Source organism: Verrucomicrobiia bacterium (genome assembly GCA_019634625.1).
Taxonomy (GTDB): domain Bacteria; phylum Verrucomicrobiota; class Verrucomicrobiia; order Limisphaerales; family CAIMTB01; genus CAIMTB01.
The window spans coordinates 47,436-64,109 of record JAHCBA010000026.1 but is presented as its reverse complement, the minus strand read 5'-3'; the positions used below and the strand labels follow the sequence as shown (position 1 = coordinate 64,109).

15 protein-coding genes are annotated in these 16,674 nt (G+C 66.9%); 8 read left to right on the top strand and 7 right to left on the bottom strand.

Features of this window, described 5'->3' with window-relative positions:
* Window positions 1-21: 21 nt before the first annotated feature.
* Both acpP and fabG read right to left on the bottom strand, forming a co-directional pair.
* The gene (gene acpP / locus KF833_15475; protein MBX3746708.1) at window positions 22-270 is read right to left on the bottom strand and encodes an acyl carrier protein; all 249 of its coding nucleotides are present in this window, start codon (window positions 268-270) and stop codon (window positions 22-24) included.
* Window positions 271-364: 94 nt separating this feature from the next.
* The gene (gene fabG, locus KF833_15470) at window positions 365-1,108 is read right to left on the bottom strand and encodes a 3-oxoacyl-[acyl-carrier-protein] reductase (protein ID MBX3746707.1); all 744 of its coding nucleotides are present in this window, start codon (window positions 1,106-1,108) and stop codon (window positions 365-367) included.
* 320 nt (window positions 1,109-1,428) lie between these two features.
* Here fabG and KF833_15465 point away from each other — a divergent pair, with 320 nt between their 5' ends.
* On the top strand, window positions 1,429-3,474 hold the full coding sequence (locus KF833_15465; protein ID MBX3746706.1) for a UvrD-helicase domain-containing protein: 2,046 nt from the start codon (window positions 1,429-1,431) through the stop codon (window positions 3,472-3,474).
* Window positions 3,475-3,639: 165 nt separating this feature from the next.
* Here the strand turns inward: KF833_15465 and KF833_15460 are convergent, their stop codons facing one another.
* From KF833_15460 to KF833_15445, 4 genes are read right to left on the bottom strand one after another with little or no spacing between them, the layout of a single operon-like run.
* Complete coding sequence (locus KF833_15460) at window positions 3,640-4,932, bottom strand: aminopeptidase P N-terminal domain-containing protein (protein MBX3746705.1); 1,293 nt, start codon at window positions 4,930-4,932, stop codon at window positions 3,640-3,642.
* 59 nt (window positions 4,933-4,991) lie between these two features.
* Window positions 4,992-5,573: a molybdenum cofactor guanylyltransferase gene (locus KF833_15455; protein MBX3746704.1), complete on the bottom strand. Its 582-nt coding sequence runs from the start codon at window positions 5,571-5,573 to the stop codon at window positions 4,992-4,994.
* On the bottom strand, window positions 5,549-6,028 hold the full coding sequence (locus KF833_15450; protein ID MBX3746703.1) for a molybdenum cofactor biosysynthesis protein: 480 nt from the start codon (window positions 6,026-6,028) through the stop codon (window positions 5,549-5,551). Before KF833_15450 ends, KF833_15455 begins: the two co-directional genes overlap by 25 nt.
* A 50-nt stretch (window positions 6,029-6,078) precedes the next feature.
* Window positions 6,079-6,918, bottom strand: a complete 840-nt coding sequence (locus KF833_15445; protein ID MBX3746702.1) for an RNA methyltransferase — start codon at window positions 6,916-6,918, stop codon at window positions 6,079-6,081.
* 352 nt (window positions 6,919-7,270) lie between these two features.
* Between KF833_15445 and KF833_15440 the strand changes: the two genes are divergently transcribed.
* The 3 genes from KF833_15440 (at window position 7,271) to KF833_15430 (ending at window position 10,519) form a co-directional block, all read left to right on the top strand.
* The gene (locus KF833_15440; GenBank protein ID MBX3746701.1) at window positions 7,271-7,720 is read left to right on the top strand and encodes an arsenate reductase ArsC; all 450 of its coding nucleotides are present in this window, start codon (window positions 7,271-7,273) and stop codon (window positions 7,718-7,720) included.
* Between the two features lie 308 nt (window positions 7,721-8,028).
* Window positions 8,029-9,399 (top strand): sulfatase, encoded by a 1,371-nt coding sequence (locus tag KF833_15435; GenBank protein MBX3746700.1) that lies wholly within the window; start codon window positions 8,029-8,031, stop codon window positions 9,397-9,399.
* 16 nt (window positions 9,400-9,415) lie between these two features.
* Window positions 9,416-10,519, top strand: coding sequence for a mandelate racemase/muconate lactonizing enzyme family protein (locus tag KF833_15430; protein ID MBX3746699.1), 1,104 nt, complete (start codon window positions 9,416-9,418; stop codon window positions 10,517-10,519).
* A gap of 53 nt (window positions 10,520-10,572) precedes the next feature.
* Here KF833_15430 and KF833_15425 read toward each other — a convergent pair whose 3' ends face one another.
* Window positions 10,573-11,187, bottom strand: a complete 615-nt coding sequence (locus KF833_15425) for a lytic transglycosylase domain-containing protein (GenBank protein ID MBX3746698.1) — start codon at window positions 11,185-11,187, stop codon at window positions 10,573-10,575.
* Between the two features lie 291 nt (window positions 11,188-11,478).
* On the opposite strand from KF833_15425, the gene KF833_15420 reads away from it, so the two are divergent.
* The 4 genes from KF833_15420 to KF833_15405 all read left to right on the top strand — a co-directional run bounded on the left by KF833_15420 (window position 11,479) and on the right by KF833_15405 (window position 16,535).
* The gene (locus KF833_15420; GenBank protein ID MBX3746697.1) at window positions 11,479-12,498 is read left to right on the top strand and encodes a sulfate ABC transporter substrate-binding protein; all 1,020 of its coding nucleotides are present in this window, start codon (window positions 11,479-11,481) and stop codon (window positions 12,496-12,498) included.
* A gap of 40 nt (window positions 12,499-12,538) precedes the next feature.
* Window positions 12,539-13,564, top strand: a complete 1,026-nt coding sequence (locus KF833_15415; GenBank protein MBX3746696.1) for a sulfate ABC transporter substrate-binding protein — start codon at window positions 12,539-12,541, stop codon at window positions 13,562-13,564.
* Window positions 13,561-14,391: a succinylglutamate desuccinylase/aspartoacylase family protein gene (locus KF833_15410; protein ID MBX3746695.1), complete on the top strand. Its 831-nt coding sequence runs from the start codon at window positions 13,561-13,563 to the stop codon at window positions 14,389-14,391. Before KF833_15415 ends, KF833_15410 begins: the two co-directional genes overlap by 4 nt.
* Before the next feature lie 380 nt (window positions 14,392-14,771).
* Window positions 14,772-16,535, top strand: a complete 1,764-nt coding sequence (locus KF833_15405; GenBank protein MBX3746694.1) for a porin — start codon at window positions 14,772-14,774, stop codon at window positions 16,533-16,535.
* Window positions 16,536-16,674: the final 139 nt, after the last annotated feature.

The following is a 16,674-nucleotide window of genomic DNA, read 5'->3' as shown; positions in this document are numbered from 1 at the left end:
ATCCGTCGAGCCGGGAAGCGCCTATTTCTGGCGCTCCTCGATGTACTTGATGACGTCGCCGACGCTTTGGAGCTTTTCGGCCTCCTCGTCCGGGATTTCCTGCCCGAACTCCTCCTCGAGGGCCATGACAAGCTCGACGGTGTCGAGGGAGTCTGCTCCGAGGTCCTCGATGAACTTGGCCTCTGGAGTCACCTGGTCTTCTTTTACGCCGAGCTGGTCAACGATGATCTTTCTGACCCGCTGTTCGATGGTTGTTTCTTGGTCCGCCATGGGAGCCGATGTGTTGTTTGCGCGTGTCTGTTAGGTGGCGGGTGCAGGGGCGTCAAGTCCCGAAACGTGACCGCCCGCCCGCCGAGAGGGGTTGTTACATGACCATGCCGCCGTCCACGACAAGGACCTGACCGGTGACGTAGCGTCCTCCCGGGCCGGCGAGGTAGAGGGCGGCCTGGGCGATGTCCTCGGGTTCACCCAGGCAGTTCATGGGGATGCGGGCGAGGAGTTGGGCCCTCAGGTCGTCGCCCAGGGCGGCGGTCATGTCGGTGGTGATGAAGCCCGGAGCGATGGCGTTGCAGGTGACGCCGCGGGAGGCGAATTCCCGGGCGACCGACTTGGTGAAACCGATGAGGCCGGCCTTGCTGGCGGCGTAGTTGGCCTGACCGGCATTGCCGATGAGACCGATGATGGAGGCCACGTTGATGATGCGCCCGGAGCGTTGCTTGAGGAAGGCGCGGGAGAAGGCGCGGGTGACGTGGAAGGCGCCCTTGAGGTTGGTGTCGAGGACCTCGTCCCAGTCCGATTCGGCCAGGCGCATGACCAGGCCGTCGCGGGTGATCCCGGCATTGTTGACGAGGACATCGACGGCCTTGATTTCGGCGAGGATGGCTTCGCCGGCCTGGCGGACGGCCTCTGCATCGGCGACATCGACGGCAAAGGCCCAGGCCTGGCGACCGGCGCTTCGGACCTCCTCCGCGACCCGCTCGGCGTTCTCCCGGGTACGGGAGACGCAGGCCACATTGGCGCCTTCCGCGGCGAAGCGCAGGGCGATGGCGCGGCCGATGCCGCGACCCGCTCCGGTGACCACCGCCGATTTGCCCGCCAGCAGACTCATGGTCCGGGGAGAGTGGCAGAGACCCTCGGGCGGATGTCAATGCGGCGTCCGCGGCATAAAATCGCCAGCCGTGCATCCCGAAGTTGTGGGGAGAGGTGCGAATTTCGCGACGCGTCATCCCGGAGGGCCGGGTTCCACGAGGCCGCAACGGTGTGGAGCGTTGGATCGAGGACTCGCGGAGTTCGTCCCTCCGATTCGCCGCCTCCTCACCCACAACTCCGGGATGCACCCGGAGGCACCCGTTCGCGGAACACGGGGTGTTTGCGGCGCTGTGGGAAGCCGATTGCCCTCGGGCGGCGGGTACTTACACTCCGCGCCCCATGTTCGACCTTTCGGACCTCAACCCGCAGCAGCGCGAGGCAGTGACCACGGTGGACGGGCCGGTGCTGATCCTGGCGGGGGCGGGCACCGGGAAGACGCGGGTCATCACGCACCGGATTGCGTGGATGCTGCACCGGGGGGTGGCGCCGGGGAACATCCTGGCGGTGACGTTCACGAACAAGGCGGCGCGGGAGATGCTGGGGCGGGTGCGGCAGTTGGTGCCGGCGCGGCGGTCGCGGGAGGGGCGGGAGACGGAACGTCCGACGATGTGCACCTTCCATTCGCTGGGGGTGCGGATCCTGCGGCGTCACATCGAGAAGCTGGGGTACAAGGCGAACTTCACGATCTACGACGACACCGAGCAGCTGGGGGTGGTGAAGCGGTTGCTGGCGACGCTCAGCGAGAGGGACATCAAGGCGAAGCCGCAGGACGTGCTGGCGGCGCTGAGCCGGCTGCGGAACGCCCCGCCGGACGCGGAACTGCCGGTGACCCAGGACGGGATGGCGCTGGCGCGGCATCTGCGGCGGCGGTACGAGACCGCCTTGCGGGCGGCGAACGCGGTGGATTTCGACGATCTCATCCTGCTGCCCATCCGGTTGTTCCGGGCGCATGCGGACGCCCTTGAGGAATGCCGGGCGCGGTACCGGTATGTGATGGTGGACGAGTACCAGGACACCAACGGGGCGCAGTTCGAGCTGGTGCGGGCGCTGGCGGTGGAGCATCGGAATCTGTGCGTGGTGGGGGACGACGACCAGAGCATCTACGGGTGGCGCGGGGCGGAGATCGCGAACCTCCTGGATTTCGAGCGGCACTTCCCGGAGGTGAAGGTGGTCCTGCTGGAGCAGAACTACCGGTCCACGAACACGATCCTGACCGCCGCCAACCACGTGATCCGGAACAACCCGAGGCGGCGCGGGAAGAACCTGTGGTCGCGGCACGGCGAGGGACGGAAGATCCGGCTGGTGAGTTGCGCGCACGACGAGGCGGAGGCGCAGTGGGTGGTGGACGAGATCGAGCTGGGGCGGATGTCGCGGGCGATCCCGTGGGGGCAGCAGGCGGTGCTGTTCCGGACCAACCAGCAGTCGCGCCCGATGGAGGCGGCGCTGCGGCGGGCCAGGGTGCGGTACCGGATCGTGGGGGGACAATCGTTCTTCGACCGGCTCGAGATCCGGGATTTCCTGGCCTACCTCAAGATGCTGCATCAGCCCGACGACGATGCGAGCCTGCTGCGGATTGCGAATGTGCCGGCGCGGGGCTTGAGCGATGTGACGCTTGAGCGGTTGCTGGGGGCGAGCCAGGAGCGGCAGTGTTCCGTGTTCGCAGCGATGCGGCACACGGACGTTCAGGAGGGGCTGGCGGTGCGGACGCGGGAGGCGCTGCAGAAGTTCATCCTGTGGGTGGAGGAGACCCGGCAACGTCTGGAATCGATCCAGGCGGGGCAGCCGCTGGGTCCGTGGGCCGAGGGGGTCCTGACGGAGGTGGGGTACTGGGATCACCTGCGGAAGTCGGAACGAAACCTCGAGGCGGCGGAGAACCGGATTCGCAATCTGAAGGAACTCATTGCCGCGCTGGACGGTCCTGAAGCGGCGACGGGCGGGACCGGGCCGGACCGGTTGGCGGAGGGATTGGCGGACATGGCTTTGGACACCGATCGGTCATCGAGTTCAGAGAAGCATGGCGACGAGGTCACGCTGATCACGATGCACAGTTGCAAGGGGCTTGAGTTTCCGCACGTGTACATCGTCGGGCTCGAAGAGGGGCTGCTGCCGCACACGCGGGCGAAGGAGGAGGGGACGCTCGATGAGGAACGCCGGCTGTTTTATGTGGCCCTGACCCGGGCGATGCAGACACTGACGTTGTCGCATTGCGAGGGGCGCAAGCGGTACGGGCAGGCGTTGCCGGCGCAACCCTCGTCGTTCCTGCGCGAGCTGCCGCCGGAACTGGTCGAGCACGAGGACGCCGCGGCGCGCAAGCCGGTGGCGTCGGACACGGGAAAGAGCCTGTTCGCGGGGATGCGGGACCGGGTGGCGCAAATGGGGCCGTGAAACCGGAGGGCCGGGTTCCACGAGGCGCAGGGGAGTGGAATGATGGGGTGGGAGCCGGGGTCGGATCGGTGGCTTGGACGGGCTGCCGTCGGAACCTCGGAAGGGGGGCAAATGTCAAATTCACAGATCTGACCCCGGGGCGGTTCAGCCCTACCCCGGGGCGGTTCAGCCCTTCATGAGCGCCTCGATGGCGTCGGGATCGATGGGGATGTCGGCCATGAGATCCACCGGGCCGTCCCCGGTGATGAGGACGACGTTTTCGAGGCGGACGCCGATGCCCTCGTCCTTGAGGTAGAGGCCGGGTTCGACGGTCATGATCCAGCCGGGGGCGAAGGGTTCGGTGGTGAAGCCGACGTCGTGGACATCGAGGCCGATGGGGTGGCCGAGTCCGTGCATGAAGAAGCGTTTGACCGGGCGACGCATGGGGTCCTCGGGGTTTTCGCGGAGGTCGCGGAGTGTGAGGAGGCCGAGGTCCACGCATTCGCGGGCCATGGCCTCCTCGGCGGCCTCCTGCCAGTGTTTCCATTTCACGCCGGGCCGGAGCTGGGCGATGGCGCCGCGGAGGACGCGCAGGACGGCCTCGTACACCCGGCGTTGGCGGGCGGTGAAGCGGCCGTTGACGGGGAGGGTGCGGGTGAGATCGGAGGCGTAGTTGGCGTACGCGGCGGCGACATCGAGGAGGAGGAGGTCGCCGTCGCGGCAGGTCTGGTCGTTTTCGCCGTAGTGGAGGATGCAGGCATTGGGGCCGGAGGCGATGATGGGCGAATAGGCGAAGCTGGCACGACGGCGGAGGAACTCGTGGGCGAACTCGGCCTCGACCTCATGTTCGGAAACGCCGGGCTGGACGAAGCGGGCGACGCGTTCGAACCCGGCGCGGGTGATGGCGCAGGCCTGGCGGACGAGGTCCACCTCGTGGGGATGCTTGACGGCGCGGAGCCGGTGCATGAGGCGGGCGAGGCGGTGGTACTGATGGAGGGGATAGCGTTCGCGGACCCAGCGGACGAAGCGGGCCTCGCGGGTTTCGACCACGATGTCGGCGCGCTTGTGTTCGTTGGAATTGAGCCAGACGTGATCGGCCTCGCACATGAGGCGGTGAAAGAGGCGGGGAAACTCGGCGAGCCACTGGACATTGCGGATGCCGGTGGCTTCGCGGGCCGCTTCGCGGGAGAGCTTGCGTCCCTCCCAGGTGGCGATGAGGTCGCTGGTTTCGCGGAGGAAGAGGACTTCCCGCAGGCGCTCGTCGTCGGCGTCGGGGAAGAGGACGAGGAGGGTTTCCTCCTGTTCGACGCCGGTGAGGTGGAAGAGGTCCGCGTTGGGGACGGGGCGGAGGGTGCCGTCGGCATTGGTGGGGAGGATGTCGTTGGCGTTGACGACGGCGAGGGAGCCCGGGGGCAGGAGACGCATCAACCGACGGCGGTTCTCGACGAAGAGCTGGGGATCGATCGGCGCGTGGCGCATGGCGGGGAGAATGATGGAGAAGGCGCCGGACCGGAAGTCCGGGGGGGGGCGGCCCGGGATCAGGGCGGCGGCTTCGGAAGGTCGGCGGGGACGTTCCAATTGGCGAAGGCGGGAGCGGCCTCGGGCCCTAGGGAAACCAGGACGAGTTCGCCCTGCGCCACGCCGTCGGCAACCAGGGCCTGGAGGGCGAGGCGCCGGCCGGCGAGGTGTCGGGCGACGCGGGGTGCGATGGCGCGGGGGTAGAAGGCGGCAAGGGGTTGGGGGCGACCGTCGGCGACGGGAACCGCGCCGCAGCCGGGGGCGCCATGGCCGGCGACGAGGCGCAACCAGTCCGGGGTGAGCCGGGCGAGATCCACGGCGAGGGCGAGGACGAGGTCGTGGCGGGCGGCTTCGAGGCCGCGGTGAAGTCCGGCCAGCGGGCCGAGCCCCGGGGTGCGGTCGAGCAGGACCGGCGCGTCGAGGCCGGAGTAGTCGGTGTCCGGGCGTCCGGAGATCCAGAGGTCGTCGGCACCGGCGGCCCGGGCGAGGTCGAGTTGACGGCGGAGGAGGGGGTGGCCGTCGAGTTCGATCCAGGCCTTGTCGCGCCCCATGCGGGACGAGGCGCCGCCGGCGAGGATCACGGCGCTGAAGCGGACGGGCATGGGTCGCGGTGAAGGATGCCGTGGGAGAGGATGCGGGCGCGCAGGCCGCCGCGACCACGGAGGGCGTTCTCGGCGCCGGGGCCGAAGGCGAGGTTCATCCAGTGGCAGGGCCGGCATTCCTCGACGCCAAGGAACCGCACGCCTTGCACCGTGAATTCGGTGTCGATGAGGTCCTTCAGGGCGACGCCGCGGCAGAGGACGTTGCGGCGGAACACGCCCGGATGACGGTTCGAGACGCCGAAGGCCCGGCAGAGGTCGTCGTAGGTCTCCATTTCGAAGAAGGTGATCTGGCCCTTGTATTCCGGGCGGAACCCGCAGAAGCGGTCGCCACGGATGCCCTGCCCGGCAACGCACTCCAGTTGTCCGACCTCGACGATGGGGTGATCGCCAGGGGGTTGCTCGTGGTGCCCGAAGTAGTTGTGACCGGGCGAGAGGAAGAGATGGCAGAGCTGCATGACGGGGGTGACGTCGCGTCGGGGGAGGGTTGGCGGGCTTGCGGGACCGGTCAATGGCGTTGGGATGCGCTGGCGGGAGGGGATTGGCGCTGTCGCCAGACCTCGTAAAGGAACACGGCACCGGCGGCGGCGACGTTGAGGGAATCCACGCCGTGGTGCATGGGGAGGGCGACGCAGACATCGCAGACGTCACGGACGGCGGGTCGGAGGCCGTGTCCTTCGCTGCCGAGGACGATGCAGCAATCGCCCCGCAGATCCGCCTCGGGCAGGGTGATGCCGGTGGCATGCGGATGGGCGCCGACGCAGCGGACACCGCGACGGGACAGCTCGCGGAGGGCTTCGACCAGGGATACGGGTTCGACGACAGGCAGGGAAAAGAGGGCACCCATGGAGGCACGGACCGAGCGACGGAGGTAGGGATGGGCGCAGGTTTCCCCGACCAGGAGGGCGTGGGCGCCCAGACCGGCGGCCGTGCGGAGGAGTCCGCCGAGGTTCTCCGCGTTGGCCAGTTCGTCGGTGGCCACAAAGAAGCGCGGTCGATCGGCCATGGCGAAGGCAACATCGAGTTCCGCGGGAGGCGGGATCCGGGCACAGGCCAGGACCCCTTGGTAGAGGTTGAAGCCGGTCATGGTCTCGAGAAGCGGCATGGGCCCGATGAAGGCATCAATGGTTTCGGGCCGTGCTTCGAGGGCGGGCCGCAGGGGCTCAAAGCGATCCTCGGGAAGGAGGACCGAAAAGAGGGTCAAATCGCTCTCGATGAGGCGCCGCACCACAGTGGCTCCCTCTGCCACAAAGTAACGCTCGCGGTAATGGTCATGGGGTTGCCGGAGAGTGCGGTAGGGCGCCAGTTCGGGGAGATCGAGGGAATCGATGGGGCGGACGCGAAGCACGGGTCGATCCCATCACGCGACGGGCGAGTGTGCCAGTCCCGCCCGGGTTCCCGTCGTACTCGTAATCGTAATCGTACTCGTAATCGTAATCGTAATCGTAATCGTAATCGCCCTGCCCCTCGCCCTCCCAGGTTTCCACGCGGAATGGGAGGTTCGAACAAGACCGAACCGATTGCACCCGCCACAAGGCAACGCTCGAAAGGGTGCACCTGCGGGTTCGAGGACGAGGACGAGTACCGCCCTTCCGGCATCGACACGTTGACAGCCGAAGCGCGGCGTTGTTTTATGTTTCGCGACACAACGAAACATGAAGCCGTCCTGCGCGCGTGGGTGAGCGGGCGGCGGATCCCTTATGGAAAAGCTGAAGGTATTGTTCCTCTGCACGGGAAACTCCTGCCGCAGCCAGATGGCTGAAGGCTGGGCCCGCCACCTCAAGAACGACCTCCTGGAGCCGTTCTCCGCCGGAATCGAGCAGCACGGGATGAATCCGCATGCGGTTCAGGTGATGGCGGAGGCCGGCGTGGACATCTCCCGGCAGTTCTCCAAGACGCCGGCCGACATCGGACCCGTCGGGTTCGATTACGTGGTGACGGTCTGCGGTCATGCGGATGAACATTGCCCTGCGTTTCCGGGTGGAGCGCGCATCGTGCATGCCGGCTTTGAAGACCCTCCGAAGCTGACAGGGCATCTCCCGGACGGAGAGGAGAAGCTGGCCGTTTACCGGCGCGTTCGGGACGAGATCCGGCGGTTTGTCGAATCCCTGCCCGGAGCGCTGGAGGCTCATTCCCCCACAACACCATGACGCGGCAAGGGACAGGGTCCGGATCTCCCGGGCGGAGGCGCTTCGGAGGGCCGAGTTCCACGAGGCCGCAAGGGTGTGGAGCGCTGGGTTGAGGACTCGCAGAGATCGTCCCTCCGATCCGCTGCCTTCTCGCCCACAACTCCGGGATGCACGGGTGGACACCGAAGCGGAGCGGTTGTCCTTGATGGCAGGCGGGTGGGAGGGGGAGGGTCGCGCCTTCGCCGTGTTCCCGGAGCCGGAGCATTCCCGGGGGGGGGATTCGGTGTCAGATCATGAGATTCCTTGTTCCACTCCGGTTCGTGCGGGCGATGGGTGTTGTCGTCGCGGGCGTGATGCTGATGGCGGTGACGGCGGGGGCGCGGAGTCCGAACGTGGTGGTGATCTTTGCGGACGACCTGGGGTATGGGGATCTGGGGTGTTACGGGCATCCGGGGATCCGGACGCCGCATCTGGACCGGATGGCGGCGGAGGGGCTGCGGTTCACGGACTTCTATTCGGCGGCGCCGGTCTGCACGCCGAGCCGGGCGGCGTTGCTGACGGGGCGCCATGCGGTGCGGAGCGGGATGATCCAGATGGCGGGGACGCGCGGGGTGCTGTTTCCGGATTCGGCAGGCGGGTTGCCTCCGGACGAGATCACGCTGGCGGAGGCGTTGAAGCCGTCGGGATACGCCACGGCGCACCTTGGGAAGTGGCATCTGGGGATCCATGCCGGGTCGCGTCCGGGAGACCAGGGGTTCGATGTCAGCTTTGGACTGCCCTACTCGAACGACATGGATTTGAGACCGGGCCTGCCCGGGACGGCGCGGTTCCTGCCGGACCCGCCGGCGGATGGCTGGAACGTGCCGTTGATCCGGGACGGGGCGATTGTGGAACGGCCGGCGTGGCAGGCGACGTTGACGCGGCGCTACACGGAGGAGGCGGTGCGGTTCATCGAGGCTCAGAAGGACCGGCCGTTTTTTCTCTACCTGGCGCACACGATGCCGCACACGCCGCTGTTCGCGTCGGAGGCGTTCCGGGGGACGAGCCGGCGCGGGTTGTATGGGGATGTGGTCGAGGAACTGGACTGGAGTGTCGGTCAGGTGCTGGAGGCGCTGCGTCGGGAAGGGCTTGCCGGGAATACGCTGGTGGTGTTCACCAGCGACAACGGGCCCTGGCTGACGGAACGGGAGCAGGGGGGCAGCGCCGGGTTGTTGCGGGACGGCAAGGGCAGCACCTGGGAAGGGGGCATGCGCGTTCCGGGCATCGCCTGGATGCCGGGCCGGATCCGGCCGGGGGTGACGCACGAGCCCGCCAGCACGCTGGATGTGTTTCCGACCGCCCTGGCGATGGCCGGTGTGCCCCTGCCTGCCGGAGTGACGCTGGACGGGAACGACCTGTCGTCCCTGCTGTTCGAGGGACGTCCGCTGCCGGCGCGGCCCTATTTCTTCTACCGGACCGATGCGGTGTACGCCTGCCGGCTCGGGGATTGGAAGGCGCACTTCATCACGCATGGGGGTTCGGGCGGATCGGGTCCGGCGGCACGGACGGTGCATGAGACGCCGCTGCTGTTTCATCTGGGGCGCGATCCCTCGGAACGATTCGATGTCGCGGCGGCCTACCCGGAAGTGGTGGCGGGCATCCGGGCGCACGTCGAGGCGCACCGGGCGTTGGTGGTGCCGGGCGTGCCGCAGTTGAGGTGAACCACGGCCAAGATTCATGAAGATCCAACGCATCCTGGCGTACCGCGTCGAGCTGCCGCTGCGCGAAACCACGTACCGGTGGAGCGGCGGCAACGCGGTGACCGTCTTCGACAGCACGATTGTCCGGGTCGAGACCGACACGGGCCTGGCCGGACACGGCGAGGTGTGTCCTCTGGGGCCGGCCTACCTGCCGGCCTACGCCGGAGGTGTTCGTGCGGGGTTGCGGGAGATCGGGCCGCAACTGATCGGTGAAGACCCGCTCGCCCTGGGCCGGTTGAACCGCCGGATGGATGCCCTGCTCAAGGGCCACCCGTATGTGAAGACGGGAATCGATGTGGCCTGCTGGGATCTGCTGGGTCAGGCGACGGGACTGCCGGTCTGCGAATTGCTGGGCGGGCGGTACGGGGAGGATTTCCCGCTCTACCGGGCCATTTCCCAGGAGGCACCGGACGCCATGGCGGCCCGGGTCGCGGAGTACCGTGCGGAAGGGTACCGGCGGTTCCAGCTCAAGGTGGGCGGGGACCCGGACGAGGACATCGACCGGATCCGGGCGGTGGCGGCGCGGCTGGAACGGGGGGACCGGTTGATCGCCGACGCCAATACGGGATGGCTCCAGCACGAGGCGGTGCGGGTGGTCCAGGCGGTGCGCGAGGTGGATGTCGCCATCGAACAGCCCTGCCGGACCTACGAGGAATGCCTCGCGGTCCGGCGCCTGTGCCCGCATCCGTTCGTCCTCGACGAGACGATGGATGGGATCGACGTGCTGTTGCGGGCGCGGGGGGATCTGGCGATGGACGCGGTCAATCTGAAGATCAGCAAGCTGGGCGGCCTGACGCGGACGAGGCAGGTGCGGGATCTGTGTGTGAGCCTGGGACTGGCGATGACCCTCGAGGACACCTGGGGCGGGGATCTGGCGACGGCTGCCATCGCGCACCTGGCGCACAGCACTCCGCCGGAGTTCCTCTACACCAGCACCGACTTCAACAGCTACGTCACCGTCTCCACCGCCGAAGGGGCGCCGCAACGGGTCAACGGCCGGCTGGCGGCATCGCGTGAGCCGGGGTTGGGCGTGCGACCGAGGATGGACGTGCTGGGGAGCCCGGTGCTGGAGATCGGGTAGCGCGACGGCGTGGGATCGCGGTGGCGCCGGGGGGGGGTCCGCGGAGTCTCGGGTCAGTCGCGTCCCTGTCGGTAGAGTTCGCGACGTTCCAGGACGGCCCGCACGTAGGCACGGGTGCCGGGGAAATCCATGACTTCAAGGAAGGCCGCCGCATTGGTCACGGCGGGGCCGGTCAGCCAGCGGCGCACGTTCACCCGGCCGGCATTGTAATCCGCGAGGGCGAAGGTTTCCGGGTGATCGGTGTGGGCGTAGCGGCGGAGGAGTTTGGCCAGGTACCATGTGCCCGCCTGGGTGTTCCGTTCGGGATCGAGCAGGTCCTCATGTTGAAAGGACGTGAGGCGATGGGCCTCCGCCCACTCCTGCGCGGCGAGGGCGCCGACCTGCATCAGGCCCAGTTCGCCGACGCCGCCCCGGGCGGATTCGTGGAAGCGGCTTTCCCGCCAGACGACCGCCTTGACGAGGGCGGAATCGACGCCGTGACGGAGGGCGGCCTCCTGGATGAAGCCCTCCACGTGGTCGGCCCGGCGTTGCTGGCGCCAGGTATGGATGAGGGAGACATCGATCGGGATGAGAACGAGCAGGAGCACGGCCACCCAGGCCCAGCGGCGGAGGGATCGTGTGGGACGTGGCGGTGGGGAAGGGCGGGGATCCTGAATGGGGGCAGCCATCGAAGGAGAACCGGTTTCGGGCACTGCTGTTGGATTGGATGCAGCGTTTATCCAGTTGATGATCAACGTCTTTTCAAAAAAACTATATCCCTGTTGACTTTATAGACAATCCAAGGGAAAGCTGGTGGCACGGAATGAGTGTCCGCGCAGTGCATCCACGAGATTTCGATGAGGAGGCAACGCCTCGCGAAGTTCGCACCTCTCCCCACGACTCCGGGATGCACCCGGTTCCATGGGCGGTGGATGAGGCCGGTTGACCCTGTCCTACGGAACCTTGACGATGCTGAATTCATGAATCCGACGAATCGCAATCCACGACGCTGGCAGGTCCTGTTCCTGCTGGCGATCCTCCACACGACCGCCGGGGTTGTCGCCCGGGACATCACGTTGCTGAACGTCTCGTACGATCCCACTCGGGAGTTCTACCAGGAATTCAACGAGGCGTTCGCGAAGCATTGGGCGGGGCGGACCGGGGACCGGGTGACCGTACAGCAATCCCACGGCGGTTCCGGCCGGCAGGCGCGGTCGGTGATGGATGGGTTGCGGGCGGACGTGGTGACCCTGGCGCTGGCGCACGACATCGACAGCATCGCGCAGCGGGCGCGGCTTCTGCCGCGGGACTGGCAGAAGCGGCTGCCGGACAACAGCGCGCCCTACACCTCGACAATTGTCTTTCTGGTGCGGACCGGGAATCCGAAAGGCATCCGGGACTGGGGCGATCTGGTGCGGCAGGGAGTGACGGTGGTCACGCCGAATCCGAAGACCTCGGGGGGGGCGCGGTGGAACTACCTGGCCGCGTGGGCGTGGGCCGAGCGGGAATTCAAGGGGGACGACGCGCGGGTGCGGGACTATGTGGCGCAACTGTACCGGAACGCGCCGGTGCTGGACACCGGGGCGCGCAGCGCGACGACGACCTTCGTCCAGCGGGAGATTGGTGATGTGTTCATCAGTTGGGAGAACGAGGCGTTCCTGGCGCGGAAGGAGTACGGGGCGGACAAGTTCGAGATCGTCGTGCCGTCCCTGAGCATTCTTGCCGAACCTTCGGTGGCGTGGGTGGACCGGAATGTTCAGCGGAAAGGGAGCGAGGCCGTGGCGCGGGCCTACCTCGAGTACCTGTATTCGGTCGAAGGGCAGACGCTGGCGGCCCGGCACTTCTACCGGCCGCGGCGGCAGGAGGTGCTGGACGCACTCCCGGAAAAGTTCGCGGAAGTGGAGATGGTCACGGTCGATGGCGCGTTTGGGGGTTGGGAGAAGGCCCATGCGGTTCACTTCGCCGATGGGGGCACCTTCGACCGCATCTTTCGGCGGTGAGGCAGGGATCAGGCGGGCCATCGGTCATCCATCCGCACGCATGAACATCCACAGAAAAGCGCGGCGATGGTGCGCGGGGCTGGTGGCGGCGTCCTGGGGGTTCTGGGCCTCCGCCGCCGAACCGCGGGAGATCCTGAATGTATCGTTCGACATTTCCAGGGAGCTCTACGAGGAGATCAACCGGTCGTTTGTCGCTCATCATGCGCAGACGACGGGTCGCCGTGTGGCGGTGAGACAGTCCCACGGGGGATCGACCCGTCAGGCGAGGGCGGTCCTCGACGGCTTGCGCGCGGACGTCGTCACCCTGAATCAAATCACGGATGTAGAGGCCCTGGTGGACCGGGGTGGACTGATCTCGGCGGATTGGCGGAACCGATGGCCTCACGGCAGCGTGCCGTACGCCTCGACCATCGTGTTTCTGGTCCGAAAGGGGAATCCCAGGGGCATCCGGGATTGGGACGACCTGGCGCGGGCGGGGCTCCAGGTGATCGTTCCCAATCCGAAGACTTCAGGCAACGGGAGGTACAGCTACCTGGCGGCCTACGCGCATGCGCTTCGGCGCCTCGGTCTGGACGAAGCGGGAGCGCGGGACTTCGTGGCCCGGATCTTTGCCAATGTTCCGATCCTGGACACAGGCGGACGGGGTGCCACGGCGACATTCGTTCAAAGGGAGATCGGCGATGTGCTGCTCACCTTCGAGGCGGAAGTCCACCTGACTCTGCGGGAGTTGGGAGGTGCCCGGGTGGACATGGTGCGGCCGTGCACCAGCGTCCTTGCCGAGATGCCGGTGGCCCTTGTTGAAGGAGTCGTTGCGCGAAAGGGAACGGAGCGGCTGGCACGCGCATACCTGGAATACCTGTTCTCCGAACCGGCCCAGGAGATCATGGCCCGACATTTCTACCGGCCGTCGGATGCCGGTGTGCGGCAGCGGCACGCGGCGTCCTTCGGCGAGATGGAGTTGTTCCGCGTGGAGGATGCTCTTGGCCCGTGGTCCAAGGTGAACGCCACCCATTTCGGGAGCGGAGGGATTTTCGACAGCATTTACGAACGTCATCGTCGTCCATGAAAACCAGTCCTGCAGTCCATCCACAATTCGATACGCCGGCGCTGCCGGACACCCCGGCGCGGCGGTCCGTGAGCCGGCTTCTGGCGCCCCTCGACGAGATCGCCCGAAATTCCGACCATCTTTTCAGAAAGCCCCTGGGGGCGAGCTCGGATGGGAGCGAGGTGATGCCGCGCTATTTCATGCTCGGGCCGCGGGGCGGGGGGGACTATCTGCGATTGGGGATTTTCGCGACGATTCATGGCGACGAACCGGAGGGTGCGCTGGCCGTGTGCCGTTTGGCCTCGCTGCTGGAGGCGGACCCGGATCTGGCCCGGGGCTATGCCTTATACTTCTACCCTGTGTGCAACCCGTCCGGCTTCGTCCAGGGCACGCGCCATTCCCGGAGCGGGAAGGATCTCAACCGTGAGTTCTGGAGAGGCTCCCTGGAGATGGAGGTCCGGGCGATCGAGACGGAGATCTGGACCCATGCCTTTCACGGGTTGGTGACCCTCCACTCGGACGACACCAGCGACGGACTCTATGGCTTCGTGAATGGCGAGGTGCTGTCCGAGCACCTGCTGGAACCGGCGCTGCGGGCCGCGGAGGTGCATCTTCCCCGGAATGTCCGTGGAGCGATCGACGGTTTTCCCGCCCGGCGGGGGATCATCACGGAGGGCTACCACGGGATTCTTCGGGCGGTGCCGGGACTTCGGCCACGGCCGTTCGAGATCACCTTCGAGACCCCGGGCCGGGCTCCGGTTCATCTTCAAGTCGAAGCCGCCGCGGCTGCGCTGCGGACCATCCTTCTGGAGTTCCGGTATCTGATGGCCATCGGACAGGGGATCTGACAAATCCGCAGGTGCGCGGACTTCCGCGGAAAGAAGGGCTGCCACCGCCTTCGCATTGGGTAACGTCGTCTTCAAGAAGTCTATCATCTCGATAGGTGAATAGAGTATAGAGCGTCGGCAGGACCTGTCGGGACGCGGAGAATCGGATAATCCCAAAAAAATTTGAAAACCAGCCAATCATTCCCATCCGAGGATGCCGTAACCATGGGCAATTCGTGGGTCGATCCAAATCGATTTGTACCACAACTCCATAGCCAAAGTGTAGATTTTCGCATTGGCTTGGTACCCGTTGAGGGTCGGTTCCCATGGGTGGGCAGCAGCGCGGTGAGCCCGATGGCCTGAACGGCGACGACTCGAGGATTTGCAGTCGCCGAATGTTTATGACCACCACCCAAGGAATAAACGTCTCCCGCTGGCTTGCTCTGACCGGAGTAACGGTCTTCTTGCTGACGGCCGGGTGCGGACCGCAGCCCAATCAGGAACTCCAGGCCGAGGCGGTGCGTTTGCGGGACGAGCAGGCGCGGGCGGCGGAGCAACTCGTCGCGCTCACCAACCAACTGGCCGCCGTTCGGGCGGAACAATCCGAGACGGTGAGGCGACTGTTGAGCCGGCTGGAACAACTGGAACAGCGGGAGGCGGGCCAGACTCGTGCTGCGGAATCGGCCCGGGAGGAAGAGGGGAGAGCCCGGGCCGCGCAGGAGGAGCAGGCGCGCCGGTTCACCCAACGGATTGCTCAACTGGAGGGCGAGGTGGGCGCGTTACAGGCCGGCCGGTTGCTGCCGGAAATCATCCTCCCGCCGGACGATGGGCCCACCGTAGGGGAGCTGGAGCAAAGGATCCTGGTCGCCGAGCGCCGGCGCGAGCTGGACGCCGAGGCGGCGGAAGCGCGGGCCCGCGCGCTGCCGGAGTTGTCCATTGGTGAACAGGGGATTTCCTTCCGCTCGGCCGACACGAACTTCACCGTCCGAATGGCCGGGCTGGTGCAACTGGACTCGCGCACCTTCTTCAACGACGACGAGTGGAACGAGGGCAACGACACGTTTCTCCTGCGCCGGGCGCGGCCGATCCTTGAAGGCACGATGTTCCGCAACATCGCCTACCGCATCCAGCCGGACTTCGGCGGCGGCGGTGCGCAGATCTTCGATGCCTACGTGGCCTATGAGCTCCGTCCGGAACTGGCGCTCACCGCGGGCAAATTCAAGGGGCCGGTGGGGCTGGAGCAGTTGCACATCCTCTCAGCGCTGGGATTCAACGAGCGCGGGCTGCCCTCCGCGCTCGTGCCGCTGCGCAACGTGGGCGTGCAGTTGTCCGGCAAGCTGGCCGACGGGCGGGTGGAGTACGCGGCGGGCGTCTTCAACGTCGCCGGGGACGGCCGCAATCCCGAGAACGCGGACTTCGGCGACGATCGGGAATACGCCGGGCGCCTGTTTCTTCGTCCGTTCCTTTCCTCCGGGAACAAGTGGTTGAAGGATCTCGGCTTCGGAGTCGGCGGCAGCTACAGCCAGGTCAGTTCGAATGCACTCGGCCTGCCGTCCTCGCGCGGAGGCCGGGTGTCCGGTTACACGACCCCGGCGGGGCAGCAGTTCTTCGCCTACAACCCGCTGGCGGGGCCGGTGGTCGGGGACGGCGCCTTCTGGCGGGTTTCGCCGCAACTGGAGTATCGCGTCGGGCCCTTCGGACTGATCGGTGAGTACGCCATCTCCAAGCATGCTGTTTACAACAGCACGACCTTCCGCTCGGCGGATTTGGAGCACCACGCCTGGCAGGTCGCCGCGCAATGGATGTTGACCGGTGAACCGGCCTCCTTCGGCGGCATCGTGCCGAACCGTCCGTTCTCCCCGCAGGGGGGCGGCTGGGGCGCGTGGCAGTTGGTCGGTCGCTTCGGGCAGCTCGACATCGACGACGGGGCCTTTCAGGGCTTCTCCAATCCGGCCAACTCCGCGAGCGCGGCCACTTCATGGTCCGTGGGCGTCAACTGGTGGCTGAATCGAAATCTGCGGGTGCTGACCAGCTTCACGCACACGTCGTTCGAGGGAGGCGGCGCGCCCGCCAGCGTGGTGGACCCGAGCACCTATCTCCCGCCCGCCACCGTGACGCGACAGGATGAGAACGCGCTGATGACCCGCATCCAACTGGCCTTTTGATCCTGTCCGACCCTGTGCGTGAGCGGTTCCAACATTCTCGCCTACCCGGCAACGGGAGGCCCAACCGAAAACTGATCGTCCACATCGGGAGCCGACCGGACCACCGGATGCACCCGCAGGAGACGGTCGGAGCGGAAGG